This is a genomic window from Arthrobacter sp. SLBN-83 (assembly GCF_006715285.1).
Taxonomy (GTDB): domain Bacteria; phylum Actinomycetota; class Actinomycetes; order Actinomycetales; family Micrococcaceae; genus Arthrobacter.
This window is the reverse complement of record NZ_VFMX01000001.1, coordinates 977,275-1,003,100: the sequence shown is the minus strand read 5'-3', so window position 1 is coordinate 1,003,100 and position 25,826 is coordinate 977,275. Positions and strand designations below refer to the sequence as shown.

The 25,826-nt window shown below is 66.4% G+C and carries 25 protein-coding genes; 11 read left to right on the top strand and 14 right to left on the bottom strand.

Annotation, left to right across the window (positions count from 1 at the left end; translation table 11 throughout):
• Positions 1-68: 68 nt before the first annotated feature.
• The 9 genes from FBY30_RS04520 to FBY30_RS04480 form a co-directional block, all read right to left on the bottom strand.
• Positions 69-902: an aldo/keto reductase gene (locus FBY30_RS04520; protein ID WP_142131435.1), complete on the bottom strand. Its 834-nt coding sequence runs from the start codon at positions 900-902 to the stop codon at positions 69-71.
• Between the two features lie 35 nt (positions 903-937).
• On the bottom strand, positions 938-3,499 hold the full coding sequence (locus tag FBY30_RS04515) for a rhamnogalacturonan lyase (protein ID WP_142131434.1): 2,562 nt from the start codon (positions 3,497-3,499) through the stop codon (positions 938-940).
• A 216-nt stretch (positions 3,500-3,715) separates the two neighbouring features.
• Positions 3,716-5,272, bottom strand: coding sequence for a long-chain-fatty-acid--CoA ligase (locus FBY30_RS04510; RefSeq protein WP_142131433.1), 1,557 nt, complete (start codon positions 5,270-5,272; stop codon positions 3,716-3,718).
• Positions 5,273-5,296: 24 nt separating this feature from the next.
• Entirely contained in the window at positions 5,297-6,493 is a 1,197-nt protein-coding gene (locus FBY30_RS04505; RefSeq protein WP_142131432.1) for an acetyl-CoA C-acyltransferase, read from the bottom strand.
• A 30-nt stretch (positions 6,494-6,523) separates the two neighbouring features.
• Entirely contained in the window at positions 6,524-7,780 is a 1,257-nt protein-coding gene (locus tag FBY30_RS04500; RefSeq protein ID WP_142131431.1) for an acyl-CoA dehydrogenase family protein, read from the bottom strand.
• 127 nt (positions 7,781-7,907) lie between these two features.
• Positions 7,908-8,633 carry a TetR/AcrR family transcriptional regulator gene (locus tag FBY30_RS04495; protein ID WP_142131430.1) on the bottom strand — a complete coding sequence of 242 codons (726 nt, stop codon included), beginning with the start codon at positions 8,631-8,633 and terminating at the stop codon, positions 7,908-7,910.
• 83 nt (positions 8,634-8,716) lie between these two features.
• Positions 8,717-9,739: an SDR family oxidoreductase gene (locus FBY30_RS04490; RefSeq protein ID WP_142131429.1), complete on the bottom strand. Its 1,023-nt coding sequence runs from the start codon at positions 9,737-9,739 to the stop codon at positions 8,717-8,719.
• Entirely contained in the window at positions 9,733-10,704 is a 972-nt protein-coding gene (locus FBY30_RS04485; RefSeq protein WP_142131428.1) for an aldo/keto reductase, read from the bottom strand. The genes FBY30_RS04490 and FBY30_RS04485 overlap by 7 nt, the downstream gene beginning before the upstream one ends.
• 52 nt (positions 10,705-10,756) lie before the next feature.
• Positions 10,757-11,578, bottom strand: a complete 822-nt coding sequence (locus FBY30_RS04480; protein WP_142131427.1) for an aldo/keto reductase — start codon at positions 11,576-11,578, stop codon at positions 10,757-10,759.
• Positions 11,579-11,798: 220 nt separating this feature from the next.
• On the opposite strand from FBY30_RS04480, the gene FBY30_RS04475 reads away from it, so the two are divergent.
• Together FBY30_RS04475 and FBY30_RS04470 are read left to right on the top strand one after the other, a co-directional pair.
• A complete protein-coding gene (locus FBY30_RS04475) occupies positions 11,799-12,698 on the top strand; it encodes a helix-turn-helix domain-containing protein (RefSeq protein ID WP_235009335.1) in 900 nt (299 codons plus the stop codon).
• 152 nt (positions 12,699-12,850) lie between these two features.
• Positions 12,851-13,057, top strand: coding sequence for a hypothetical protein (locus FBY30_RS04470; RefSeq protein ID WP_142131426.1), 207 nt, complete (start codon positions 12,851-12,853; stop codon positions 13,055-13,057).
• Positions 13,058-13,131: 74 nt separating this feature from the next.
• Here the strand turns inward: FBY30_RS04470 and FBY30_RS04465 are convergent, their stop codons facing one another.
• The gene (locus FBY30_RS04465; protein WP_142131425.1) at positions 13,132-13,344 is read right to left on the bottom strand and encodes a dodecin; all 213 of its coding nucleotides are present in this window, start codon (positions 13,342-13,344) and stop codon (positions 13,132-13,134) included.
• Positions 13,345-13,467: 123 nt separating this feature from the next.
• Positions 13,468-14,172, bottom strand: a complete 705-nt coding sequence (locus tag FBY30_RS04460; RefSeq protein ID WP_142131424.1) for a FadR/GntR family transcriptional regulator — start codon at positions 14,170-14,172, stop codon at positions 13,468-13,470.
• 171 nt (positions 14,173-14,343) lie between these two features.
• Between FBY30_RS04460 and FBY30_RS04455 the strand changes: the two genes are divergently transcribed.
• The 8 genes from FBY30_RS04455 to FBY30_RS04420 all read left to right on the top strand — a co-directional run bounded on the left by FBY30_RS04455 (position 14,344) and on the right by FBY30_RS04420 (position 22,604).
• Positions 14,344-15,816 (top strand): four-carbon acid sugar kinase family protein, encoded by a 1,473-nt coding sequence (locus FBY30_RS04455; protein ID WP_142131423.1) that lies wholly within the window; start codon positions 14,344-14,346, stop codon positions 15,814-15,816.
• 35 nt (positions 15,817-15,851) lie between these two features.
• Positions 15,852-16,751: an NAD(P)-dependent oxidoreductase gene (locus FBY30_RS04450; RefSeq protein WP_142131422.1), complete on the top strand. Its 900-nt coding sequence runs from the start codon at positions 15,852-15,854 to the stop codon at positions 16,749-16,751.
• A 184-nt stretch (positions 16,752-16,935) separates the two neighbouring features.
• Positions 16,936-18,402: a GntP family transporter gene (locus tag FBY30_RS04445; RefSeq protein ID WP_142131421.1), complete on the top strand. Its 1,467-nt coding sequence runs from the start codon at positions 16,936-16,938 to the stop codon at positions 18,400-18,402.
• Entirely contained in the window at positions 18,402-19,253 is an 852-nt protein-coding gene (locus tag FBY30_RS04440) for a class II fructose-bisphosphate aldolase (RefSeq protein WP_142131420.1), read from the top strand. The genes FBY30_RS04445 and FBY30_RS04440 overlap by 1 nt, the downstream gene beginning before the upstream one ends.
• 120 nt (positions 19,254-19,373) lie before the next feature.
• Positions 19,374-19,778 (top strand): DUF1304 domain-containing protein, encoded by a 405-nt coding sequence (locus tag FBY30_RS04435; protein WP_142131419.1) that lies wholly within the window; start codon positions 19,374-19,376, stop codon positions 19,776-19,778.
• An 86-nt stretch (positions 19,779-19,864) separates the two neighbouring features.
• Positions 19,865-21,178: an acyltransferase family protein gene (locus FBY30_RS04430; RefSeq protein ID WP_142131418.1), complete on the top strand. Its 1,314-nt coding sequence runs from the start codon at positions 19,865-19,867 to the stop codon at positions 21,176-21,178.
• 15 nt (positions 21,179-21,193) lie between these two features.
• Positions 21,194-21,523, top strand: a complete 330-nt coding sequence (locus FBY30_RS04425; RefSeq protein WP_142131417.1) for a GNAT family N-acetyltransferase — start codon at positions 21,194-21,196, stop codon at positions 21,521-21,523.
• A 115-nt stretch (positions 21,524-21,638) separates the two neighbouring features.
• Complete coding sequence (locus tag FBY30_RS04420; protein WP_142131416.1) at positions 21,639-22,604, top strand: NAD(P)/FAD-dependent oxidoreductase; 966 nt, start codon at positions 21,639-21,641, stop codon at positions 22,602-22,604.
• Positions 22,605-22,759: 155 nt separating this feature from the next.
• Here FBY30_RS04420 and FBY30_RS04415 read toward each other — a convergent pair whose 3' ends face one another.
• Positions 22,760-23,083, bottom strand: coding sequence for a hypothetical protein (locus FBY30_RS04415; RefSeq protein WP_142131415.1), 324 nt, complete (start codon positions 23,081-23,083; stop codon positions 22,760-22,762).
• 138 nt (positions 23,084-23,221) lie between these two features.
• Positions 23,222-23,554: a hypothetical protein gene (locus FBY30_RS04410; protein WP_142131414.1), complete on the bottom strand. Its 333-nt coding sequence runs from the start codon at positions 23,552-23,554 to the stop codon at positions 23,222-23,224.
• A gap of 176 nt (positions 23,555-23,730) precedes the next feature.
• On the opposite strand from FBY30_RS04410, the gene FBY30_RS04405 reads away from it, so the two are divergent.
• Entirely contained in the window at positions 23,731-24,504 is a 774-nt protein-coding gene (locus tag FBY30_RS04405) for an SDR family NAD(P)-dependent oxidoreductase (RefSeq protein WP_142131413.1), read from the top strand.
• Here the strand turns inward: FBY30_RS04405 and FBY30_RS04400 are convergent.
• Positions 24,472-25,608 (bottom strand): FUSC family protein, encoded by a 1,137-nt coding sequence (locus tag FBY30_RS04400; RefSeq protein WP_142131412.1) that lies wholly within the window; start codon positions 25,606-25,608, stop codon positions 24,472-24,474. The two genes, FBY30_RS04405 and FBY30_RS04400, sit on opposite strands and share 33 nt — an antisense overlap.
• Between the last annotated feature and the right edge of the window lie 218 nt (positions 25,609-25,826).

Below are 25,826 nucleotides of genomic sequence, written 5' to 3'. Positions count from 1 at the left end.
AATAGTAATCATGCTTACTATCTGTTTGCCAACCCCGTTTTAGGAAAAAAGTGCTGTTCAGGCCAACTTTAGTGCCCCGTTTTGTCCGAGTCGTTGCCCGCTCCGGGGCCCTCGTCCAGGACCGAAAGTTCCGCTAGATCCTGCGGGTCCAGGGCGAAATCGAACACGTCCAGGTTCTCCGCCATACGCTCCGGGGAAGCCGACTTGGGAATCGTTACCAATCCGTTTTGTATGTGCCACCGGAGGACCAGTTGGCCAGGTGTTTTTCCATGCTTTTCAGCCAGTTGGGAAAGGACAGGAGCGCTCAGTAAACCTGCTCCCGAGCCGCCCAGCGGACTGTAGGACTCAGTAACTATCCCATGCCGGGCATGGAATTCGCGCTCAGCGGTCCGGGTGATTGCCGGGCTGAGCTGGATTTGGTTCACTGCCGGCACCACATCAGTCTCGGCCATCAGCCGCTCAAGGTGGGCGGGCTTGAAGTTGGACACCCCGATGGACCGCACCTTCCCCTCGGCCTGCAGCCGTTCAAACGTCTGCCAGGTGGAAACGTACTGGTCCCGGCCGGGGAGCGGCCAGTGGATCAGCAGTAGGTCGACATAATCAAGCCCCAGACGCTTTAGCGATCCCTCCAGGCCGGCCACAGCGCGGTCGTGGCCCTGGAATTCGCCGTCCAGCTTGGTGGTGATGAACAGCTCGCTGCGGTCCACGCCGCTGGCGCGGATGCCGTTGCCAACACCCCGTTCGTTGCCGTACTTCACGGCGGTATCGATGTGCCGGTACCCGGCTTCCACGGCTTGTACGACGGCGGCTGCCACCTGTTCGTCGTCCAGCGGCCACGTGCCAAGCCCCAGCTGTGGAATCCTGTTGCCGTCATTGAGTTCGATGAGCGGTGCAAGTGTCATGCCATCAGTCTCCCCTCTATCGCCCGTTCCGGCTCTCAATGCCCGCTATTCGAGAATGCCCGCAGGATATTGCCGGCGTTGTACTCCAGCGATACCCGGGCCGTACCTGACACCGTGTCCGGCTTCTTCTGCTGGGCAAGGAAGTCCACGAACCGCTGCACTGCCTGCCCCGCCTTGGCCGGATCGCCGTCCTGGACCGCCTGTGCGGCCTGCTGGATGCTGACGCCAAGCTGGCTGGCCACCGGTCCGGAAACGTCCCCTGACTCCACCAGGTCCGTGAGGATGTCCTGCAGGGCCTTGATGCTGCCCGGAAGCCAGGCAGCACGCAGCGGGACGCTGCTGAACTTCATGTCGGACGCGAAGTAGAAGTCGGTGTAAGCAGGCTGGTTGTACGCCGTGTTCTGCCGGGCAACCTCGGCCCGGTACTGCGGATCGTGCATGAGCGTGTAGAGCTTGTGGTTGGTCACTTCGGTGCTCAGGTAGATGCGGAGGGCGGAGCTGTCAGCCGTCCGGACCACCATCTCCTCTCGCCAGTCGCCCAGGATGTCGGCCACCAGGCTTGGGGTGCCCTTGGTGCTGTTGTTGGTCCGGGTGCCGTCCGCCGTGAGCAGCCGCCCGCGCTTCCAGTCATCAATGGTGGGTGTCTGGTCGCCCGAGCCGTTGATGATCTGCGTGGTCATGTCCGCAGCCCACTTGATGCTCATGTTGGTTCCCGGTGCGCTGCTGGAAAGCTTCCGGCCGTCCGCGGACTGCATGCCGATGGCCCAGTTCTCAATGCCGGGAACAGCCGGATCCACATCGCCGATCATGCCGCGCCCGGTGTCCTTGCCGGAGTACGCGCCGAACAGCACCTCACCAGTGGCGGCATCCCGCATGGCGTAGCCGTAAGGGGCGTATGCCGCTCCTTCGTGGACGGTGAAGATTTCCTTTCCGGGCCGGTTGGGATCGATGTCGGTGACATGCATGGCGTCGCCGTGGCCCAGCCGCGCCTCTTCGCCGGGAGCGGCACTGCCTGTCGGCAGGGTGTCGAAGGACGTGTACAGAACCGAGCCGTCGTCGTCGAGCGTTGCCGACCCGTACACAATCTCCTGCTTGCCGTCACCGTCTACGTCTGAGGCGCTCAGGGAGTGGAAGCCCTGCGTGGTGAGCTTCCCATACGTAGGGTCTGTTCCGTCGCGGCCGTGCGGGGAGTCGTTGAACGGGTTGGTCATGGGCGTCCAGCCCGAGTCCACGTTCCAGACTGGTGAAAGGTTGGAGCCGTCCCAGGTATAGGTGGCGATGGTGGTGCGGGTGTAGTAGCCGCGGGCGAAGACCGCCGCCGGCTTCTTGCCGTCCAGGTAAGCGACGCCGGCCAGGAACCGGTCCACGCGGTTCCCTGGCTCTATCCGCGCCATGGCATAGTCGCCCCACATCAGGCCATCGTCCGTCCGTCCCGGGGTGTATGCCACCGTCTTCAATTCCTTGCCCGTGGCGCCTTCGAACACCGTCAGGTACTCCGGTCCGGACACGATGAAGCCCTCAAATGCACGCAGATTGTTGCGTGCACTGCGGGCCGGGGCGTAGACGTCCATGAAGTAGTCGGTGAGCTTTTCCGCATCAGCCTGGGAAAGCGGGTACTTGTACTGGGGCGCGATTCCGAATGCTTCCTCCAGCGTGGCCGGCCAGTGGCCCGCCTTGACCTCAGGGTGCTCCGTCCAGCCCTGGAAGGTTTTCACCATGTGCTGGTAGTAATCCGCGGCGCTCATGCGGTAGTCATCGGTGTTGGAGTACCCGGCGTTGATATCGGACTGGAGCAGGGAGATGAACGAGCTGGCCGCCACGCTGCCGTCTGCGTTGAAGCTGGTGCTCTTGGTCCCCGGGGCCGTCTTCATCATCATCTCTGCCCGGCCGTCGCCGTCGAAGTCGTTCACCAGCAGTTGGGTGTAGTGCGCGCCCGATCGGATGTTGACGCCCAGGTCGATGCGGCTGAGGAGCGTCCCGTCGGCCTTGTAGGTGTCGACGTAGGTGTTGCCCGTGTAGCCCACCTGCGAGACGTCCTTGGAGTTGTTCGGGTCCCATTTGACGATGAACTCATACTGCCCGTCGCCGTCCACGTCCCCCACGGAGGTGTCGTTGGCGGAGTAGGTGTAGGGCTGGCCGGCCGGGGTGACGCCGTCGGCCGGCTTCCTGAGCGGGACGTCCTTGAAGTTGCTGCCCCACGGCGTGGTGCCGGCGCTCCGGTCAACCTCAACGCCCCCGACGACGGCCCGCACCTGGTAGGACGATCCTGCGCGTCCAGCCGGGTCCAGGAAGTTGGTGCTGTCCGTGACGGTGGCCAGTTTCTGGCCGTCCCGGTAGACGTTGAAGTCGGTGCCGGTTAAGCCGGTGGGGGAGGAGCCGGTTGCCTCGTTGCCCAGCAACCGCCAGCTGAGGAACACGCCCTCGGAGGTGGCGGCGGCTACCAGGCCGCGGTCCAGATGGTCCAGTTGGACGCCTGGGATTCCGGGCTTGGGGGAGGGCCCGACGGCGGAGGCCGGGGCTGCGACACAGCTCAGCGTCAGTGCCAGGCCGGCTGCTCCAACGGAGAGCAGGCGAAGGGGAAGGGTGCGGGGATTCATCGGTGAATCCTTTCAATTTTGAGACCGGAAAACGCTTCCCCAGCAATCTAGCGGTGGGGGTGGGGGCAAGGGAAGCCTTGTTTTCCTGGCCGCAAAAGAGTATTTAGAACGTTGTAAATCGTCAGGGGCCCGCTGCGGTTGCAGCGGGCCCCCTGACACAGGCTGACTCAGGGCGTGGTGCCCGGCCTCGCCAAGTTTTTTTAGTCCAGACGAAACCTACGCCGGGTCTTCGGCCAGCTTGCGCTTAAGGATCTTTCCGCTGGGCCCCAGGGGGAGTTCCGAGAGGATCCGGACCACCCGCGGGTACTTGTAAGCGGCCAGCTGCGCGCTGGCAAAGTCGACCAACTCCGCTTCGGTCACGCTGGCTCCGGCGTCCAGCACGATGGCTGCCGCGACTTCCTGTCCGTGCACGTCATCCGGAATCCCGTACACAGCAGCACTGACCACGGCGGGGTGCGTCAGGAGGATCTCCTCCACCTCCCGGGGGTAGACGTTGTAGCCGTTCCGGATAATCATGTCCTTCTTGCGGTCCACGATGGTGAGGTAGCCGTCGTCGTCCTTTGTTCCAAGGTCCCCGCTGCGGAACCAGCCGTCCACTACGGCCTCCGCCGTTGCCTCAGGCCGGTTGAGGTAGCCCTTCATCAGCAGGTGGCCGCGAATGACCAGCTCGCCCAATTCGCCGTTGGGAAGCAGCTCAATGCTGTCCACCACCTCGGGCCGGGCGATTTCGATGTCAACGCCCCAGATCGGGACGCCGATGGTGCCCGGCCGGGGCGCGGTACCCACGTGGTTGAAGGCGGCAACCGGCGAGGTCTCCGTCAGGCCATAGCCTTCGTGGATCTCCACCCCGTAGACGTCGCGGAACTTGTCCAGGACGGCCAGCGGAAGCGCCGCGCCGCCGGAAATGCCGTACCGCAGGGCAGCGGGCCGGTCGGGTACGGTCTTGGCGGCTTCCAGGAGCGCCACGTACATGGTGGGCACGCCGATGAAGATGTTGACGTTGTGTTTGGCCAGCAGCTTCAGGGCGTCCGGGCCCGTGAACCGCGGCATCAGGACGATGGTGGCGCCGGCGCGCAGCCCCGTGTTGAGCACCACGGTCTGGCCGAAGGTGTGGAAGAGCGGCAGCCCGCCGAACAGGACGTCGCCGGGCCGGAAATCCATCACGCTGGTCAGCAGGGTGCTGGTCTGTTCCACCAAGGCAAAGTGGGTGCCAAGCGCGCCTTTCGGTTTGCCGGTGGTGCCTGACGTGTAAAGGATGGTGGCCGTGTCCGAGGGGCGGCACGGTTCGTACGTCTGGATCGGTTCCGCCGCCGCAGCTTCCGCTTCCAGCCGGGGGAACCCGCCGTCGTCGGAAGCCATCACGGTCACCACGTCGATTCCGCTGGCCGTGGCACCCGCCGCACCCTCGCCCAGCAGCGGTGCGGCGCAGATCAGCAGTTTGGCGCCGCTGTCCTGCAGGACGTACTCGATTTCGCGGGCCTTGAGCAGGGCATGCACGGGCACCACAACGGCACCGAGCGACAGGATGGCGTAGTACACCCGGGCGAAGTCAGGGACGTTGGGGATCAGGACGGCGACGGCGTCTCCCGGACCGATCCCGCGCGCCCGCAGTGCGCCGGCATAGCCGCGGGTCTGGCGCCAGAGGTCACCGTAGCTGACCTGGTCCTCGCCGACTACCAGCGCGATGTTGTCCGGAGTCCTTTTGGCTGATTCAGCCAGCACGGCTGCCACCGAGATGGTGGCGAAGCCGTCAGCGGAGTTGGTGTTGGTCATGGCCTGCTTCTTCGTTGGGGTGGGTCACGCTGAGAGGATCAGGGCGTCGCCCTGGCCGCCGCCGCCACAGAGGGCCACGACGCCGGTGCCGCCGCCGCGGCGCTTCAGGGCCAGCGCCTGGTGCAGCACCAGGCGAGCCCCCGATGCTCCCACAGGGTGGCCCAGGGCGATGGCACCACCTTCGGCGTTCACGGCCCCGGTATCAATGCCGAGGTCGTTGGCGGATTGGATGAGGACGGAGGCGAACGCTTCGTTGATTTCCACCAGGTCCAGTTCCTGGACGGTGAGTCCCTGGACCTTGAGCGCGTGCTCGATGGCCCGGGCGGGCTGGGAGTGCAGGGATCCGTCAGGTCCGGCAGTCTGGCCGTGGGCGCCGATCTCGGCGATCCATTCCAGGCCTGCGGCCTCGGCTGCCGCCTTGTTGGCAATGACCAGGGCGGCGGCGCCGTCGGAAAGGGGCGACGACGAACCGGCGGTAATGGTGGCGGTGTCCGCCTTGGAGAATGCCGGACGCAGCTGCGCGAGGGACTCGGCCGTGGTTTCCGGGCGGATGCCCTCGTCGTGCTCAAGGGTGAGGGCGGGCCCCTTGCGCTGCGGCACCTGGATGGGCGCGATCTCCTCCGCCAGCACCCCGGCAGCGCGGGCGGCTTGGGCGCGCTGGTGGGACCGGGCCGCTACGGCGTCCTGCTCCTCACGGGTGATGCCGCGTTCGGTGTTCCCGTCGTCTGTGGCCTCACCCATCAGCTTGCCGCTGACCGGGTCCTGAAGTCCGTCATGGTTGAGGGAGTCCAGCATGGGGGCGTCACCGATGACGACGCCGGCGCGGAGCCCGGGGACCAGGTGCGGTGCGTTGGTCATGGACTCCTGGCCGGCGGCGACGATGAAGTCGGCCTCCCCGGTGCGGATCATGCGGGCGGCGTCGATGACGGCGGTCAGCCCGGACAGGCAAAGCTTGTTGATGGTGATAGTGGGGACGTCCCAACCGATCCCCGCGGCCAGGCTGGCCTGCCGGGCGGGGCCCTGGCCGGCACCGGCCTGGATGACCTGCCCCACGATGACGGCGCCGATCTGCTCCGGTGCCACTCCGGTCCGTTCCAGGGCGGCCCGGATCGCGTGGGCGCCGAGGTCGCTGGAAGAGAAGGGCGTGAGGCCGCCGCGGAACCGTCCGAACGGGGTGCGGGCGCCGCCCAGGATGACGGGGATGTTGGCGTTCTGGTTCAAGAACGTTCCTTTCGGAGGTGTTGGGCGGGGTTACGCGAAGGCCGAGGTGCCGGTGATGCCGCGGCCGATGATGAGGGCCTGCATGGTCTCGGTGCCTTCGTAGGTGTGGATGGCCTCGATGTCGGCGAGGTGCCGGGCCACGCGGTTTTCCAGCAGGATGCCGTTGCCGCCCAGCAGGTCGCGCGCGTTCGAAGCGATGCCGCGCGCGGTGCGGGTGCAGGTGTACTTGGCCAGCGACGCCTGCTCGGGGGTGAGCGTCCCGGCTTCATCGAGCCGGGTCATTTGCACCACCATCAGCTGCATGGTGGCCAGTTCGCTGAGCATCCGGGCCAGCCGTTCCTGCACGATCTGGGAGGCCGCGAGGGGCCGCCCGAACTGCTTGCGCTGCTTGGCGTACTGGACGGCCGTCTCGTAGCAGGCGGTGGCATGCCCGACGGCGGACCAAGCCACGCCGAGGCGGGTCGCCAGCAGGACGCGGGCTGTGTCCTTGAAGGTGCGGGCGCCCGGCAGGACGTTTTCTTCCGGGACGAAGACGTCCTCAAGCCGGATGTGGGCCTGCCAGATGGCGCGGAGGGCCAGCTTGCCTTCGATTTTGGTGGCGGTGTACCCGGGGGAGTCCTGTGGAACCAGGTAGCCGTGGACCTGGCCGTCCTCGCCCCTGGCCCACACGATGCTGACTCCGCCCACGGAGCCGTTGCCGATCCACTTCTTTTCACCGTTGAGCAGGAAGCCGCCGTCGGTGCGGGTGGCCGTGGTCTCGAGGGCGACCGAGTCGGAGCCGTGGGTGGGCTCGGTGAGGGCGAAGGCTGCGTATTCGGCGCCGCCTGCGATCAACGGGAGCCAGCGCTCCTTCTGCTCCGGGGAGCCGCATTCCGCGACGGACCGCAGGGCCAGGCCGCCCTGGACCGCGATCATCGTTGCCACGGAGCCGTCGCCCCGGCTGACCTCCATGTTCACCAGTCCGGCGGCCATGCTGCTCATGGGCGCGCAACCCTCCACCGGTACGCCGTCGCGCAGCAGGTCCAGTTCGCCGAGGCGCCGGAGAAGGTGCAGCGGGTACTCGCCGCGTTCCCAGTAGCCATCGATGACAGGGAGGACCTCATCCTGGACAAAGTTGCGGGCGCGGTCCCAGTAGGCCCGGTCCTCGTCGCCGATGCCTGCCAGGACGGATGCCGGGTCCGTGCCCAGCGCCTCGGTGAGGAGGTAGTCCGGTTCCACAGTGCCGGCAGGAAAGCTGGTGGGACTTTCGGTGCGGTGGGGCACGCGGGTGGGGGACGTCGTCGTCATGTATCTGCATCCTTTTGGTTCAGCGGCGGCCGGGCTGCCGGTCCGTGTGGCTTGCACCACACAGACTAAGAATGCAATGAAACGCAGTTCCACGTCAAGAAACTGCGTTTCAAAGGGGGCGGGGATGCTAGGGGAGGGCGTCCCGGACTGCCTGGGCGATTGCTTCCCTGTCTGCAGGGCCGGGAAGGACGGTCACGACGACGGTCGGGGCAGGTTGGGAGGGGGCTGGGGAACCGAAGAGCGCAGGCCGGAACGTTTCCGCCAGGGCCTGGAGTTCAGCGGCCAGGGCGGTCGCCCTTTTCCGGTCTGCCGCGGCGGTGTCCCCGGCCTTGGGTGTGGTGCGCAGCCACTGGCGGAGGAAGGCGTTGTGCACGGCCACCACGGCCGCGGCGAAGGCGACGGCCTTGTACTCGTGTTGGCCCTTTCCGGGCAGCGCGTCATTGAGGAACTGGAGGAATGCGCGCTCATAACGGTGGGACGTGACCAGCTCCCGGTCGCGAAGGGCCGGGACTGCCTGCAGGAGTCCGTACCGGGCCCGGGACGTTGCCGGGTTCCGCAGGTGGTGCTCAAAGACCAGCATGGCCGCATCGGCAACGGTGGCGAGCGGCTCAAGCCTTGATTCGGCCAGCCGGTCATTGACCTGGCGCAGGATCCGCTCATGGTCAGCGAAGACCACGTCCTCCTTGGACCCAAACCTGCGGAAGAAGGTGCTGCGGCTCATTCCCGATGCCTCTGCGAGCTCCTCGACGGACGTTGCATCGAAGCCCTGCTTCGCCAGGAGCCCGATGGCTGCCGCGACGGGTCCATCGGCGGGGTGCCCGTCGTCGGGCTGGCGGGAAGGGGGCGGAGTCATGCGCCGAAATGTAGCACAACCGCCCCTGCGCAACTGCCCTGCCGCCGGAGGGAGGCAGGGCAGTAGCGTCGGTGGACGCGGGCTCAGGCTCCCTGGCGTGCCCAGCCGGTCAGCTTGTCGGAGAGCTGCATGTAGGCCTCGTCCACCTGCTGCAGTTCCGGGTGGCTGTCGTACCACTCAACAATCTCCCGGGCGCCGTCCGCGAACGGGATGGTGGCAGTGTAGTCCGGCACCAGCAATTTGATCTTGGTGTTGTCAAAGACCACCGAGTGGGACCGGTCGCCCAGGAGGTTGGAACCCAGTTCCTCGTCATGGGCGGCGATGGTTTCGGATGCCACATGCACCAGTTCGGGTTCCCGGACACCCGCTGCCCGGGCGAACAGTTGGTAGATCTGGTTCCAGGGCAGGTACTCGTCCGAGGTGATGGTGTAGCTCTCGCCCACCGCCTGCGGCCTTCCGAGCAGTCCGACGAACGCCTTCGCAAAATCCTTGCTGTGCGTCAGGGTCCACAGCGAGGTACCGTCGCCGTGGACCATGACCGGCAGTCCGTTGCGCATGCGGTGGATGTCCGTCCAGCCGCCCACCATGGCGATCTTGGTGCGGTCGTAGGTGTGCGACGGCCGGATCACAGTCAACGGAAAGTCGTCCTCACGGTACGCCCGGAACAGCAACTCCTCGCACGCAATCTTGTTTCGGGAGTACTGCCAGAAAGGGTTTTTCAGGGGTGTGGACTCCCGGATGGGCAGCCTGGTGGGCGGCTTCTGGTACGCGGAGGCGGAGCTGATGAAGACATACTGCCCGGTCCGTTCCCGGAACAACTCCATGCTGGTCTGCGCCTGGTCCGGGGTGTAGGAGATGAAGTCCGCGACGGCGTCGAACTCCCTGCTGCCCAGCGCCTCCCGCACGGCTGCTGCATCGCGGACGTCAGCGTGCAGCACCTCTGTGCCCTCCGGGATGGGTCGGGTGGACTGGCCCCGGTTCAGGATGGTGAGCCGGTGGCCCAGCGCGACGGCGCGTTCTGCCGCCGCCGCGCTGATGACCCCGGTGCCGCCGATAAAGAGGATGCTCCTCGGCGCCACGGTATCGGCCGCAAGTGGGGTTACCACGCGTAGTCTTCCGGTGCCGTGCGGTGTCCCGGGAAGATGTCGTCCAGGCGCTTGAGGGCGTCTTCGTCGAGCGAAACGTCCAGGGCGCGGATGGCGGCATCCAGCTGTTCCTTGGTGCGGGGGCCAACGATCGGAGCGGTGACCGCGGGCTGGTGCAGGAGCCAGGCCAGGGCGACGTCCCCGGGTTCGTGGCCCAGCTCGTCCGCAAAGTCCTCGTACTGGCGGATCTGGTCCTGGTGCTTCTTCAGCGTTTCGGCGGCCCGTCCTTCGGTGCGCCGCACGCCCTCGCGTTCCTTCTTCAGCACTCCGCCCAGCAGCCCGCCCTGCAGCGGAGACCAGGGGATCAGGCCCAAGCCGTACTGCTGCGCCGCCGGGATGACCTCAAGCTCGAGCTCGCGGCGGAACAGGTTGTAGATGGACTGCTCGCTGACCAGGCCGTTGTAGTTCCGGCGGCGCGCCGCTTCCTGTGCCTGGGCAATATGCCAGCCGGCAAAGTTGCTGCTGCCCGAGTACAGGATCTTCCCCTGCTGCACGGCAACCTCGATGGCCTGCCAGATTTCGTCCCACGGGGTGTCGCGGTCGATGTGGTGGAACTGGTACACGTCGATGTAGTCGGTCTGCAGGCGCTTGAGGCTAGCGTCCAGCGCCCGGCGGATATTCAGTGCGGACAGCTTGGACTCGTTGGGACGGTCCGTCATGGTGCCGTAGAGCTTGGTGGCCAGGACGGTGTGCTCGCGGCGCTCGCCGCCCTTGGCAAACCAGCGCCCGATGATTTCCTCGGTCCAGCCGCGGTGGTCGACGCCACCGTACACGTTGGCAGTGTCGAAGAAGTTGATTCCGGCCTCGTGGGCTGAGTCCATAATGCTGTGGGCGTCCGCTTCCTCCGTTTGCGGCCCAAAATTCATGGTGCCCAGGCAGAGGCGGGAAACTTTCAGGCCGGAGCGGCCCAGATGGGTGTACTGCATGGAAAATCCTTTCGGTGGGGGAGCCTGCAGGGAAAGTTGAGCCTGCGGGACCCTACATTTGCGTGAAGGAGGCGACGGCGGGATCGGAACCAATGCGGGCGCCCGACTCCAGCGCCGTGATGGCGGCCAGTTCATCCTGGGACAGGGTCAGGGACGACGCCGCAAAGTTCTCGCGGATGCGGTCCGGGTTGGCCGACTTGGGAATGACGATGTTTCCGTTGGCAAGGTGCCAGGCGAGCACCACCTGCGCCTTGCTGGCGTTGTGCGCAGCAGCGATTTCAGTGACGGCGTTCCCGTTGAGGTCCCCGCCCTGTCCCAGCGGGCTGTAGGCCTCGACGGCAATGCCCAGGCCGCGGCACTTGGCGGCCAGTTCTGCCTGCTGGTAGCTGGGGTGGAGCTCGATCTGGTTGACGGCCGGCACGGTTTCCGCAGACTCCAGCAGGGTGTCCAGGTGGTCCGAGAGGAAGTTGGAGACACCGATGGCGCGGATTTCCTTGTTCTCGTACAGCCGCTCCATCTCCTTCCAAGCCTGCACGAAGAGCCCTTGCGACGGGACCGGCCAGTGGATGAGGTAGAGGTCGACGAAGTCCAGGCCCAGCGCCTTGCGGCTGTTCTGGAATGCTTCCTGGGCCCGGCCCTGCTCGCCGTTGCGGAGCTTGGTGGTAACGAAGATTTCCTCGCGGGCGATGCCGGTGGCGGCCAGTGCCGCCCCTACTCCTGCTTCGTTGCGGTAGGCCGCAGCGGTGTCGATGTGGCGATAGCCCGCTTCCAGGGCGTCCTCCACGGTCCGTTGGGTGTCTTCCGGCGGGACCTGGAAAACGCCGAAGCCAAGCTGCGGGATGGTGACGCCATTGTTGAGTGTCAGCTCTGACATGGGTGTGCTCCTTCTGTGGGAGGTGTGGCTGGAAGATGGTGTGCTGGAAAATCGGTGCCGGCTGCTCGACAGATCAGAAAGCGGTTTCCACCGGCTCACTCCTGAGCCTATGCACTTTCCGCCACCAAGTCAGCAGGCAAAGCTGTTCCTGTTTTTCCTAGGACTGCCAGTCCTACCTTCGTTGTAGAGCAGGGCACCCAACGCAGGCAGAATGGTCTGCATGGGTCAAAGCGCCGAGTTCGGAAAATTCCTCAAAGCCATGCGGTCCCGGTTGAGTCCGGAAGTCGCCGGGACAGGTCCCAGCACGGGCGCCCGCAGGGTCCCCGGACTGCGCCGGGAGGAAGTGGCGCGGCTGGCCGGCGTCAGCACCGATTACTACGTCCGTCTGGAGCAGGGCCGCAATATCCACCCGTCCCGCACGGTCCTGGACGCGGTGGCCCGGGCGCTGCGCCTGGACAGCAGCGAGCACGCGCACATGCTGGACCTGCTTGAAAACTGCGCCAGTGCTCCCCGCGAGCCCGGTGCCGGTGCGGCCCAGGGTGTCCGGCCGGCGCTGCGCCAACTCCTTGACGCGGTTGGCGACGTGCCCGCGCTGGTTCTGGGGCGGCGCAACGATGTCCTGGCCGGAAACAGGATGGCATTCCTGCTGTTCACCGATTTCCCGTCGCTGCCGCCCGCCGAGCGGAACCTCACCCGGTGGACCATTCTTGACCCCGCCGCCCGCGAACTCTTCAGGGACTGGAAGACGGTGGCGGCCGAAGCCGCCGGATCGCTTCGCCTGGATGTGGGCCGGCACCCCAACGATCCCCAGGCGAACCACCTGGTGGGTGAGCTGGCGGTCCACAGTGAACACTTCCGCCAGTGGTGGGCAGGGCACCGGGTGGCAACCCGGGCTGCCGGAACCGTCCGGCTGCATCACCCCGCCGTGGGGGACCTGGAACTGAACTTTGAAAACCTTGTCCTGCCGGAGGACCCCGACCAGACCCTTCGGGTGTATTCCGCGCGGCCCGGATCGCCGTCCTCGGACGCCCTGGCCCTGCTGGGCAGCTTGGGTGTGGGCCCGGACACTGATGTGGAAGGGGACGCTGCCATCGTGGCGGAAAGCGGCGAGCTGGGCTGATCCGCAGGTCAGGGCGGGATGCAACTGTACGTTCGTCCATCAGGAGGGGCGGATTCTGGCCAGCCGCCCATTGGTCCGGCTCACCCCCTTTCCTAGGATGGGAGTACGTGATTTCCCGCCCAGTTTTTCGTCACCCCAGGATGGTCTCAACGATGAAACGCATCGCCCTGCTGAAGGAACGCCAGGCATCCGCCGGCGCCGCCTCCATCGCCACCGGTTCGCACTGCCCTGCCTCCGGCCTGTGGAGCCCCGATCTTGACCCCCATACGGTTCTGTCATTCTTCGAGGGCCACGTTTTCCCCGCGTTCGACGGCGTTCCCACGGTGTGGCGCCGGCGCAGCCCGGGCACCGCAAACTAGGACGCCCTTAAAGCAAAACAGGCCCGCAGCCAACAACATCCAGGACATGTTGGCTGCGGGCCTGTTGCTTTATATCAGTGCTCTTCCAAGCGGAAGCCGATCTTGATGGTGACCTGCCAGTCCGCAACCTTCCCGTCCTCCAGGTGGCCGCGGACCTCCTTGACTTCGAACCAGTCGAGGTTCCGCAGGGTCTGGGACGCCTTGGCAATACCGTTGCGGACGGCGTCGTCCACGCCTTCGGTGGAGGTGCCGACAATTTCAGAAATGCTGTACGTGTGGTTGGACAACTTCGCTCCTCGTGATCGTCGATGCTCCCGGTTGCGGGCCGTCCCTGAAGCCTAGTAGGACTGCTGGAGCGTTGAACAGGGCCAACGGCAATTAGGGGAGCCGCTTTCGCATGAGCGGGGGGACTACTTGGTTTCCAATACCAGATGCTTCAGGTCATCGAGGGTCTGCTGCATGTGGTCGTCCATGGCCTGGCGGGACCGGACTGCGTCACGGGACTGCAGGGCTTCGGCAATATTCTGATGATGGCCGATGGCGTGCTCCTGGATTTCAGGAACGGCTGAGGTCTCGGCCCTGCGCTTCTCCAGGACCCGGTGCAGCGGCTCAAACAGGACAGACACAAACACGTTGCCGGAGGCTCGCAGGATGACGTCGTGGAACGCAAGGTCTGCTTCCACGAACGCGCCCACGTCATTGATGCTGTGGGCGGCCTTCATCGCCGAAATGTAGTTGAAGAGGGAGGCGATGTCTTCTTCCGCGATTCGTCCGGCGGCAAGCTCGCAGGCTCCGGTTTCGAGCATGCGGCGGAGCTCGATGAGCTGGATGGAGGCATCGGCGTCGTTCTTGCCCTCGGACGCTGCGCGCAGGACGGCTTCCAGCGAGGCCCAGCTGCTGAGGGGATTGACGAACGTGCCGCGTCCGCGCTCCACGCTCAGGATGCGTTGCGCCTGCAGCGTCTTCATCGCTTCACGGACCGTCATGCGGCTGACCTCGTGGCGGGCGCTGAGTTCGTGCTCCCCGGGGACGGTGGAGCCGGGCGGGAACTCGCCTTCGATGATGCGGTCCAGCAGTTCGTCGGCCACCACGCCAACCAGCGACTTCCTTGCCATGTTGCCCCCGATTCCTGCTTCCGGCTTCCGCGGCGGATATGTCAGACAAGTGTACTTGCGCGTCCGTATGCCGTGTGCCACACTAACAGTCAAATGCAAGATGTCAGACATCTTACAGTTACCTTTACATCTGGATCCGCCTACCCGGATCGCTACACAACGGAGTGCACTGTGACGCATGAAGCAGACGTTCTGGCCGCCTATCCGGCAGACCTCGAGATCCCCGCTGGGCTGGTTGCCTCCGCGCTGGCCGCTTCCAACGCGGAGGTTCCCCGCGTCCTGGTAGTGCTCGACGACGACCCCACCGGAACGCAGTCCGTGGCAGACCTGCCGGTGCTCACCCGGTGGGAGGTCCAGGACTTCGATTGGGCCTTTAGTCAGGGCAAGCCGGCTGTTTACGTCCTGACCAACACACGCAGCCTCGATCCTGCAGAAGCGGCAGCCCGCAATGAGGAAGTGGTCCGCAATGCACTCGCCGCAGCCAGTGATGCCGCCATCCGCGTGGGCTTCGTCAGCCGGAGCGACTCCACCCTTCGCGGCCACTACCCGCTGGAACCGGACGTCATTGCGGCCACGGTCGTCGAGGTCAGCGGGGAGAAGACCGACGGCGTCGTGCTGGTTCCGGCGTTCCCCGATGCCGGGCGGCTCACCGTCGGCGGCGTCCACTACATGCGCGGCACTGAAGGCATCCTGGTTCCGGTGTCCGAAACCGAGTTCGCCAAGGACGCATCGTTCGGCTTCAGCACCTCGGTGATGGCTGACTACATCGCGGAGAAGTCCCAGGGCCGGTTCCCCGCGGACTCCGTGATCGTCCTGGACCTGAACATCATCCGCGCCGGTTCCTCCGCGCAGGACCCGGCGATTTCCGCCAAGGCCATCGCCGACGCCATCGAGCCCGCAACGGACTCCACTCCGATCGTGGCGGACATCGTCACCGAGAACGACCTCCGCGCCCTGGCCCTGGGCCTGGAAGAAGCCGAACGCCGCGGCAAGAAGCTCCTGTACCGCGTCGGCCCGCCGTTCGTCCGCGGCCGTATCGGCCAGGAAGTCCGCGCCGCGCTGACCGCCGAAGAAGCGTACGCCGGCAACACCCCATCGGAGGCCGGTGGCCTGATTGTGGTGGGATCGCACGTTGGCCTCACCACGCGCCAGCTCAACGTCCTCACCGCGGAACACGGCTCCGCGCGCATTATCGAGATCGACGTCGAAAAGCTCCTCGCTGAGGAAACCGAAGCCAAGGCGCACTTGGACCAGACCGTGGAAGCCGTCGTCGAGGCCCTTCGCGCCGGCGACGTCATCGTCCACACCAGCCGCCTGCTCATTAAGACCGATGACCCCGCCGAAAGCCTGCGGATCGCGCGGACGGTCTCCGCCGCCGTCGTGGACGTGGTCAACCGGACCCTGAAGACCTTCCCGCCCCGGTTCGTCATCGCCAAGGGCGGCATCACCTCCTCGGACGTGGCAGCCCACGGCCTGGAAATCAGGCACGCAATCGTCCGCGGCCCCATGCTGCCCGGCATCGTCAGCCTGTGGGAGCCCGTGGACGGACCTGCCAAGGGCATCCCCTACATTGTCTTCGCCGGCAACGTGGGCGATGACGACTCCCTGGCCCAGGTCACCCGCAAGCTCAGCACCAAGTTCTGATTTTCGACAGCGCAAGAATTCAACGGAGAAACACCATGACCAGCAACTACACCGTCACCGTCCTGGGCCTCGGCGCCATGGGCCTGCCCATGGCCACCCGACTGGCTTCCCAGCTCACCGTCCACGGCTTCGACATCGCCGAGGCGCGCCTCAAGCTCGCTGAAGAAGCCGGCATCACCACCTTCACCACGGCCCGCGACGCCGCCAAGGGTGCCAACGCGGTACTCCTGGCCGTCCGCAACGGTGAGCAGCTCAACGAGGTCCTCTTCGGCGAAAACGGCGTGGCCTCCGTGCTGGAGCCGGGCGCCGTCGTCATTCTCGGCAGCACGGTGGGCACTGACGCCATCCCCGCCACGGTGGCCAAGCTGGCCGAATACGGCGTGGACCTGGTGGACGCCCCGCTGTCCGGCGGTCCCAAGCGCGCCGGCGAAGGCGACCTGCTGATCGTCGTGGGCGCTTCCCCCGAGGCCCGCGAAAAGGCAGCCCCCGCCCTGGAACTGCTGGCCTCCACGCTCACCGTGGTGGGCGACAACCCCGGCGACGGCCAGGCCCTGAAGACCGTCAACCAGCTCCTGTGCGGCGTCCACATCGCCGCCGCTGCCGAGGCCCTGGCCCTGGCCGACGCGCTGGGACTGGACCAGGCCAAGACCCTTGCCGCCCTGGAAGCGGGCGCCGCCGGCTCCTTCATGCTGTCCAACCGCGGCCCCCGCATCCTGGAGGCCTACAACGAGGAGGGCGCCGAGGTCCTGTCCCGCCTGGACATCTTCGTCAAGGACATGGGCATCGTAGGCAAGGCCGCACGCGCCGCCGGCCTGGCAGCCCCCGTCGCCGCCGCCGCCGAGCAGCTCTACCTGCTGGGCCAGGCCCAGGGCCTCGCCGCCGCCGACGACTCCGCGGTCATCAAGGTGGTCGCCCCCACCAAGCGCACCAAGTAAGCCAGCGCGCCAACCAAGCCATCCTCCTGCCCTTGCGGCAAAAAGGTACGACGACGGCGGTCCCCCCTCCGCCGTCGTCGTACCTCCCAGCGTTGCCGGCGCAGTCCCGCAGCGTTTATCCCCACCCCGCCATTCCGTGCTGCCGCCTGCCCCCAGGCCGGCAGGCCAAAGGAGACACCTCCCCGTGAACCACCTGATCAACCCGCTGATACAGCGGGCGGCCGATGCCCCGGCCATCAAGCCTGCCGTTGAGCTGGGCACCCCGCTGCTGCTCACCATCGCAGCAGCAGGCATCGCCATCCTGCTGGTGATGATCATCCGCTTCAAGATCCAGGCCTTCGTGGCCCTGCTCACCGTCAGCATCCTGGTGGCCGTGGCCGCAACCATCCCGCTGCAGGACATCTTCACCGTGGTCTCCAGCGGCGTTGGCAGCACCATGGGCAAGGTAGCCATCCTGATCGCACTGGGCGCAGTCCTGGGCCGCATGATCGAAGTTTCCGGCGGCGTCCAGTCGCTGGCCGACCACTTCACCCGCAAGCTCGGCGCCCGCCGGGTCGCTGTGGCGCTGACCGCCGTCGGCTTCCTGGTGGCCATCCCGGTCTTCTTCGAGGTGGGCATCATCGTGCTGGTGCCCATCGTGTACGCCTTCGCCAAGATCGCCAAGGTTCACCCGGTCAAGTTCGGTCTTCCCATGGCCGGCATCATGCTTTCCATCCACGTGGCAGTCCCGCCGCACCCCGGCATCGTGGCGGGCGCGGGCGTGCTTGGCGCGGACATCGGACTCATCGCCCTGATCTCGCTGCTGATCTGCGTTCCCCTGGGCTTCCTGTCCTACTGGGTGGCGTCCATCATGAACCGCAAGGACTACGAACTCCTGCCGGCCGTGAAGACCCAGGTGGAGGAATTCGGCTCCAAGTCACTGGTCAAGGTGGGCCACGACGGACCCGGCGCCGCCGCCATCGCCCCGCCGCGGCCGGGCCTGATCATCTTCCTGATCGCGGCACCCATCGTGCAGATCCTGCTGGGTACCGTCGGCACGCTCGTCATCCCCAAGTCGGACCCCCTGTACGGCCTCGCGTCGTTCGTCGGAAACCCCTTCCTGGCCCTGCTCGTGGCCGTGGCGTTGTCCTTCTTCCTGCTGGCCGTCCGCCGCGGCTGGTCCTTCAGGGAAACCGGCGAAATCTTCGAAGGTTCCCTGCCTCCCATCGCCTCCATCCTGATGGTGGTGGCGGCCGGCGGCGTGTTCGGCAATGTGCTGCAGGTCTCCGGCATCGGCGGCGCCCTCTCCAAGACCCTGGACACCCTGGGCGTGCCGCTGCTGCTGCTCGGCTTCATCATCTCGCTGGCCCTGCGCGCGGCCCAGGGTTCGGCCACCGTGGCCATCGTCACCACCACCGGCCTGCTGTCCGCGGCGGTCAGCGGCGGCGGCTACAGCCCGGCGCAGATCGCCGTGATCGTGATCGCCATCGGCTTCGGCGCCCTGGGCCTGTCCCACGTGACCGACGCCGGGTTCTGGGTGGTGGTGCGGTACTACGGCCTGACCGTGTCCGATGGCCTGAAGACCTGGACCGTCCTGACCACCATCCTGGGCGTGGCCGGCTTGCTGCTGACCTTCGTCGCCTGGATCCTGGTGGGAGGGCTGGGCGCCTGATGCATACCCGACTGGACCACCTGGTCACCTCCGCCCTGCAGCAGGGTTCCGCAGTTCCCGCCTTCACTTGCTACGACTTCACCACAGCGCTGGCTGTTGTGGGTGCCGCGGAAGAATCCGGCAGGGGCGTGATCCTGCTGGTGGCACCCAAGACCGCCGCCACCGCCAACGGCCTCCGCCTCATCACGGCGTTGCGCGGCCTGGCCGATGCTGCTGCGGTGCCGGTCGCGGTGCAGCTCGACCACGCCTCCGACCTCCAGGTCATGGCCGACGCCGTCCAGGCGGGGGCGGATTCCGTCCTGGCCGACGGTTCGTCCCTTCCCTATGAGGACAACATTGCGCTGGTCCAGGCCGCCCGTGCGCGGCTGGGTGCCGAGGTGGTGCTCGAAGCCGAACTGGGCGGCCTGGCAGGGGACGAGGACCGTGCCTTCGGAGCAGACCAGTCCGGCGTCGACGTGGCTGGCCTGACGGACTCCGCGCAGGTGGAGGACTTTGTCTCCCGCACCGGCGCGGAGCTGCTGGCCGTCGCGGTGGGCAACGTCCACGGCAAATACAAAGGTGAGCCGAAGCTGCGCTGGGACGTGCTGCAGGACATCGCGGCGCGGATCCACATTCCGCTGGTACTGCACGGCGCCTCCGGAATACCGGCGGAGGAGCTGGTCAAGGCTGCCGTCATGAACGTCGGCAAGGTCAACTTCAACACGGAGCTGCGGACCGGCGTGCTGGCCACCCTCCAGGACCAGCTTCCCGGGCACCGTGCGGACGGCGAGAACCTGCAGGGCCTCCTGGCTCTCTGGAACGAGTCGGCCAAGGGCTTTGCCGTCACCACACTGGCCACGCTGGCACGGTAGCCGAATCTTCCCCAAGCGGGAGGCCAGGATCAAGCAGCCGGTCCTGGCCTCCTTGTTGCCCTTGGGGCCCGTGCCCTCCAGGCGGGAATCACGGCTCCAACAGGAGGCTAGGATCGAGCAATGATCCTGGCCTCCCTGTTTTTTGCCTTCCTTGCCGGCGCGCTGCATGTCTTCATCTTCACCATGGAGTCGCTGACCTGGACCCGGCCGCCAACCTGGAAGCGCTTTGGCATCGCGTCCCAGTCAGACGCGGAGACCACCAAGCCGCTGGCGTACAACCAAGGCTTCTACAACCTGTTCCTGGCGCTCGGGGCATTCATTGGGGTGGGGCTCGTGGCGTTCAGCGCCCCGGCGTCGGCGCAGTCCGTGGCAGGCTGGACCCTTGTCTTCAGTTGCTGCGGGTCCATGCTGCTGGCCGCGGCCGTCCTGGCCCTGACCGGGCGCAAGTACCTCCGCGCCGCCGTAACTCAGGGCACCACGCCGCTGCTCGCCGTCGTCCTGGGCCTGCTGGCAGTACTGCTGTAGGTCATCCCGGGCCCTATGGTCCTTAAACCCTGCCTGGAACGGGGGCACAATAGTGCCGTGGGCAGCCTCGAGCACTTGTAGGACCCGTGGGCAACAGCGGCAGGCGGGAGTCAGATTCCGTGCCGGACACGGCGAACCGTGATCCGGCCATCGACCTTGTCCGCTTCATCTGCCTGGCGCTGGTGGTGGTGGGGCACTCCATGATGGTCAGCCCCGTCCTGCACCCGGACGGCACTGTGACCACGGAAAATACCCTGGGTGATCAGCACTGGTTCGAGCCGGTCATCTGGATCTTCATGGTCATGCCCTTGTTTTTCGTCACCGGCGGCATCACTGGGCTGCAGTCCTGGCGCCGGCTCAAGGCAGGCGGCGGCACGGCGGCCCAGTTCATCCGCGCCCGGCTCCTGCGCCTGGTCCGCCCGGCCACCGCGCTGCTGGCATCCATGGTGGCAGGCCTTTCCGTGGCCGGCGCGCTGGGAGTTGACCAGCAGGTGGTCCAGCTCATGGCCACCGGCGCAGCCATGCCCCTATGGTTCCTGGCCGCGTACCTCGCGGCGCAGCTGAACATTCCGGCTTTGGCGGCGCTGCACGCCCGTGCCCCCTGGCTCACCCTCGGCCTGCTCACCGGGCTGGTGGTTGCCGTGGACTGCCTCCGGGGCGCACTGCCTGACCTTGCCAACGTCAACTTGGTCTTCGTGTGGTGCGCGGTTCAGCAACTGGGGTTCCTGGCCGCCGACGGCTACTTTTCCCGCCTTTCCCCCTCGGGGCTGCTGGGCGTGGCCGTGGCGGCACACCTGCTGCTGGGACTCGTGACCGGGCTGGGGCTGTATCGGGGAAACATGCTGGTCAACCTCAACCCACCCAACCTGACCCTGGTGATCCTGGGCGTCGCGCAGTTGGCCGTGATGGAACTGGCGCGCCCGCTCCTGGCACCGCTGGCCCAAGTGGGCTGGATCAGCCGGCTGCTGACACTCGCCGGGGCGAGGTCCCTGACGGTGTACCTGTGGCACCTGCCGCTCCTGGCGGCTATGTCCGGGCTGCTGCTCCTGGCCCCGATCCCCAAACCCGGTTCCGGCACGGCCGCATGGTGGTGGTCGCGGCCCCTGGTGGTCCTTGTGCTGGTCCTCCTGCTCCTGCCGGTGGTGGCGGCCTTTGGCCACTTGGAGGAACGGACGACGGCGATGCACGCCTTCCGCTGCCGGCCCGCCTTGGCGGGGGCCGGCGTCGTGGTGGTCTTCATCCCCGTTGCGGACGCCGCCCTTAACGGACTGTCACTGGGACTGCTCGCAGCCGGCGCCGTCTGCTTCTTTGTGGCCACTCTCTTGCTGGGTGGCGTTCCGTTGGGTGACCGGCGGAAGAGGAAGAGGGGGAGAAGGGGCATTGCCAGCGGGGTGAAGTAGTGCCACTGTCGAACCATGACCGAGAACACCGCGTCCGCGGAGGACAAGTTCACCGCCAACGTCTCGCTGCGGCGCAACGACGCCCAGCACCGGTACGAACTCCTGGTGGATGGCAGGCTTGCGGTGCAGGCGTTTTTCCGCGACCTTCCCGGGCACATCGACTTCACCCACACGGAGACCGGGCAGGAATTCGAAGGCAAGGGCCTGGGAAAAGTTTTGGCGCACTTCGCGCTGGACGATGTGGTGGCCACCGGCAAGCGCATCATCCCGCACTGCCCGTTCATTTCCGGCTACCTCCGCAAGCACGAAGGCTACGAACAGTTCGTTGACTGGCCGGACCGCTGAGTGGGCAGGCTGACGGCGTCCTGTCCCGCGCCTTCGCTTTTTGCTGAGCCGTGAGCCCCGAAGCCGCTTGTCCCTGAAGCGTTAATCCCCGGGCCACCCCGGGTACTGCTTACAGATGGCGGAGAACCAGGACCAAGTATTCGATGTTGCAGTTATCGGTGGGGGACCGGCGGGGCTGAGTGCCGGGATTGCCCTGGCGCGGGCACTGCGCTCGGTGGTGGTGATCGACGCCGGCGAACAGCGGAACCTTGGGGCGGAGAGCGTCCACGGATTCCTCAGCCGGGAGGGAATGAGTCCGCGGGACTTGATTGCCGCCGGCCGGGAGGAGCTGACCCGGTATGGGGGGACGACGGCTTCGGGCTTCGTCCGGTCGGCCAGTCGTGAAGAAGACCAGTTCATCCTGGCTATGGACGATGGTTCCACTGTTACTGTCCGTCGCCTGCTAATTGCTACTGGAATCGTGGATGAGCTGCCGGACCTTCCCGGGGTGGCCGACCGCTGGGGCCGGGATGTGCTGTACTGCCCGTACTGCCACGGATGGGAAATCCGGAACCAAAAGATCGGCGTCCTGGCAGCGGATCCCCACTCCGTCCTGCAGGCCCTGACATTCCGGCAATGGAGTGCAGACGTGACCATCCTGCTCAACGACGCCCTGGAACTTAGCGCAGGCCAGGCGGAACAGCTCGCAGCCCGTTCCGTTCAGGTGGTGGAGGGAAAGGTCCGGGAGTTGGATGTCACCGACGACCGGCTCACTGGGGCCATCCTGGACTCCGGCGTCACAGTGGCCCTGGACGTTCTGGTGGTCAGCCCCGCCGCCGTGAGCAAGGCCAACATGCTCGAACGCTTGGGACTGGAGCCGGCCGCGCTCCAGGAAGGTCCGGGAACACGGCTGGAGACGGATGAAAGCGGCCGCACATCCTGCCCGGGCGTGTGGGCTGCGGGCAACGCCACGGATGTTTCAGCGCAGGTCATCACCGCAGCCGCCGCCGGGCTTCGCGCGGCAGAGGCCATCAACGCGGACCTGGTCCTGGCGGACACGCGCCGGGCCGTGGAGGCAGCCAGGGTGCCTGCGGGGAAATAACCCCCGGGTCCAGGTTACGCGCACACGGGCAGCTGCGGGTCCCGGTTTGTGGGTGTCTTGGCTGGCTGCGGGTCCTGGTTACCCGGTCTGGCCAGCTGGCAAGGCCCCCGCCGGCTATCAGCTGGCGGGGGCCTGGAGGGTCAAGCAGGGACCGGTTAGCTGGCTAGGGCCTGGCCGCTGACCGTCATGGCGGTTCCCGGGTCATCGATCGTGAAGCCGCAGGCGCAGCGGTAGGTGACCACACTCTCCGGGACGGATCCCGGCCGAAGGGCAACGACGGAGTTTCCGTCAACGTACACGGGCTGCCGGACCGGCAGTTCGTCGTGGTCGACGCGCTGCATCGGCGTGCGGCAATGCATGCGCGAGTTCAGGGTCAACAGCAACCCTGCATCCACGGGTACGGTAGCGGTCAAGACATTTCCAGCTGCCTCAGTGCGCTCCCCAAACGCTGCCAACTGGTCTTCCATTGCGGTGGTCATTATGTTCTTCCCTGGGCTTCTTTCACGGAGCCGCCAACATCGGCAACCCCGCCGCGAACTGCTTGCGGAGGTTCATTTATCCCCACAAGCAAAGCATGCTTACTAAATGTTGCACAAGTTACAGCTGGGAAATCGGGCTCATCCGCGGCGGCGTTGCCACTGCCAGGCATGCCAGAAAAGCAGGAAAACCACGGTGGCAAAACCGGCAACAACCACCTGCGGGGCAAAGGTGTAAACGATGTACGCGAGCGGGATCCCGCCCGATGACGGCCCTGTGACCACGGGTCCGCTCAACAGTGCCCCCGCTCCGCCGGCAATCAGGCCTGCAGCCAGCAGCCACAGCACCACGATGAACGGGTTGGGCGCGTGCCATGTCCTGGCGTATTCCACACCTTCGGATTCAGGCGGTACCGGGTTTCCGTCCCGGTCCACTTCGCGGAACCCGAGTGCCGCGGATGGTTGCTGGTCCATGTTTCCCCCTTCACGGCAGCCTGGCCGGCCGCCGGCGGTTCCAGCGTAGCTTCCCCGGGCGGGGCCGTCCTGCCACACGCACTCCCAACTGGGTCCCTGGCGCTGCTTTTGCCGTATCTATACCTGGTGCAGGCAGGGCGGTCCCATCCTGCCGCCTTGCTGGCTAGGCTTGCAGCATGACGCCATCCAGCACCCGAACAACAGCACTTGTCACCGGAGCCAGCGCAGGGCTCGGCCATGAATTTGCCAAGCAGCTTGCGGCCCAGGGGCATGACTTGGTCCTGGTGGCGCGCAACGCGTCCCGGCTGGCAGAAACAGCGGAAGACTTCCGCCGGCAGTACGGCATCACGGCTGAGGTGCTTCCCGCTGACCTGACGCAGGACGACGACGTGGCGGCCGTCGTCGAACGCCTCGAGGATGCAACGCGGCCGGTGGGGATCCTGGTGAACAATGCCGGCATCGGCCTGTTGCACAACTTTGAGGACAACCATCCCGCGGAGGAGAAGAAGCACCTGAAGCTGCACGCGGAAACGTCCATGCTGCTCACCCACGCAGCGTTGCGGGGCATGTTGGAGCGCGGGGAGGGCAGGATCATCAACGTGGCCAGCGTGGCCGCGTTCCTGCCCCGCGGCACCTATTCGGCGGCGAAGGCCTGGCTGGTGAGTTTCAGCCGGTGGGCCAACCTCGCCTACCGCAAGCGTGGCATCAAGGTCACGGCCGTCTGCCCCGGCTTCACCCACACGGAGTTCCACGACCGGATGGGGATGGACAAGTCGGTGGCCCCGTCCTGGACTTGGCTGCGCGCCGAACGGGTGGTCAGCGAAGGCCTGGCGGACAACGAGCGCGGCAAGGCAGTCTCCATCCCGTCCAAGCGTTACAAGGCGGTGGCCGCAGTGGCCAAGGTCGCTCCGGCGCGCCTAATGGCCGGACCGGCCCGGAAGCCGAAGTAGGGGCGCAGAGCCGCCATTAGATTCCGGTAGGGTATGTCCGCTGCGGGAGCCGGGCCGGCGGACAGTTACCACTACCAGGATCCCCAGCAGTGCGCCCACCAGCGTCTCCACCGCGCGCTCAAGGATCAGGACCCGCGGCTCGATGGGCGAGGCCAGCTGGGTCATCAGCAGGATGACAGGTGTGAACCAGACCATGGCAAGGCCATAGTGCCTGGTCATGAACAGCTCGGTGGCGAACTGGAAGAGGATCACCAGCAGGGCCAGCACGGCCGCCCGGTGCGCCGGCTCTTGGAGTGCGGGGTAGAGGCCGGCCAGTGCCCAGGGCTCCGGCAGGAGGACGACGGCGGTGACCGCCAGCCCCACGAGCGTCCCCACGACGCGGTGGACGCCCCGCCGGACGCTGCTGGGCAGGTCTGCGCCGGCGAGCGGTACTGCCGCTGCTGCCATGGCCCAGTGCGGATGGCCGGTACCGCTGATGACGCCCGCCGTTCCCGCGGCACCCACCGCCAGCACGTACCGGGCAGCGTGGACGGATAGTTCCCGCCGCCGGGCCGATGAACGGGATGGCACGTTCCTGGTTGCGCCCGGTTCCCAGGACCTCCGCCGCACCCAGCCGCTAAAGCCGATCAAAATGGAGAACACCGACGATGCGCAAGCGATGAACATGGCGGCGTACCAGGGCACAACGGTGGGAACGGAAGCGCAGGCGCCAAGGGCAAGGATTCCGAAGAAGGGACCGTTCGGTTTCAGGCGTACCCGGTCAGCGTAGACCGAACCAACGCCTGCAAGGATTGCTTCCACGGCCACCAGCCACCACGAATGGATGTGGTTGATGGACAGCGTCACCCCCACTGCGACGCCGCTGAGCAGCACCAAGGCGCCCTGTCCCTGGTGGCGGAGCCGCAGCTGGTGCGGTTCAGACCTGCCGTACATGCCGGTGAGGGCCCCGAACACGGCGTAGATCATGAGGTCGGTGCGGCCCAGGACCAGCAGGAGCAGCGAGGGTACGGCGACGCTGAGTGCCACGCGGAGTGCGGCAAGGTGGTCGCCGGTGGCCGGTTCCAGCCGGTGGAGCGCGCGGACCTGTTCCACTACGCGCTTCATGTACCTGACCTGTCCTGTTTGGTTGTGCGACATTTATGGCGGCCCGCGGCCCGCGGACCCTTGGGAACGTATCACCGGCCTGGGGCAGAGTTCCATTGAGGCCGGTCATATTCGGAAATCCGGCAGGCACGCAAAGGCCCGCCCCGCATGCTTCCCCCAAGGAAGCACGCGGGACGGGCCAGTGAGCGTGGGCTACAAGAATGCCCGGCAGCCGGCTG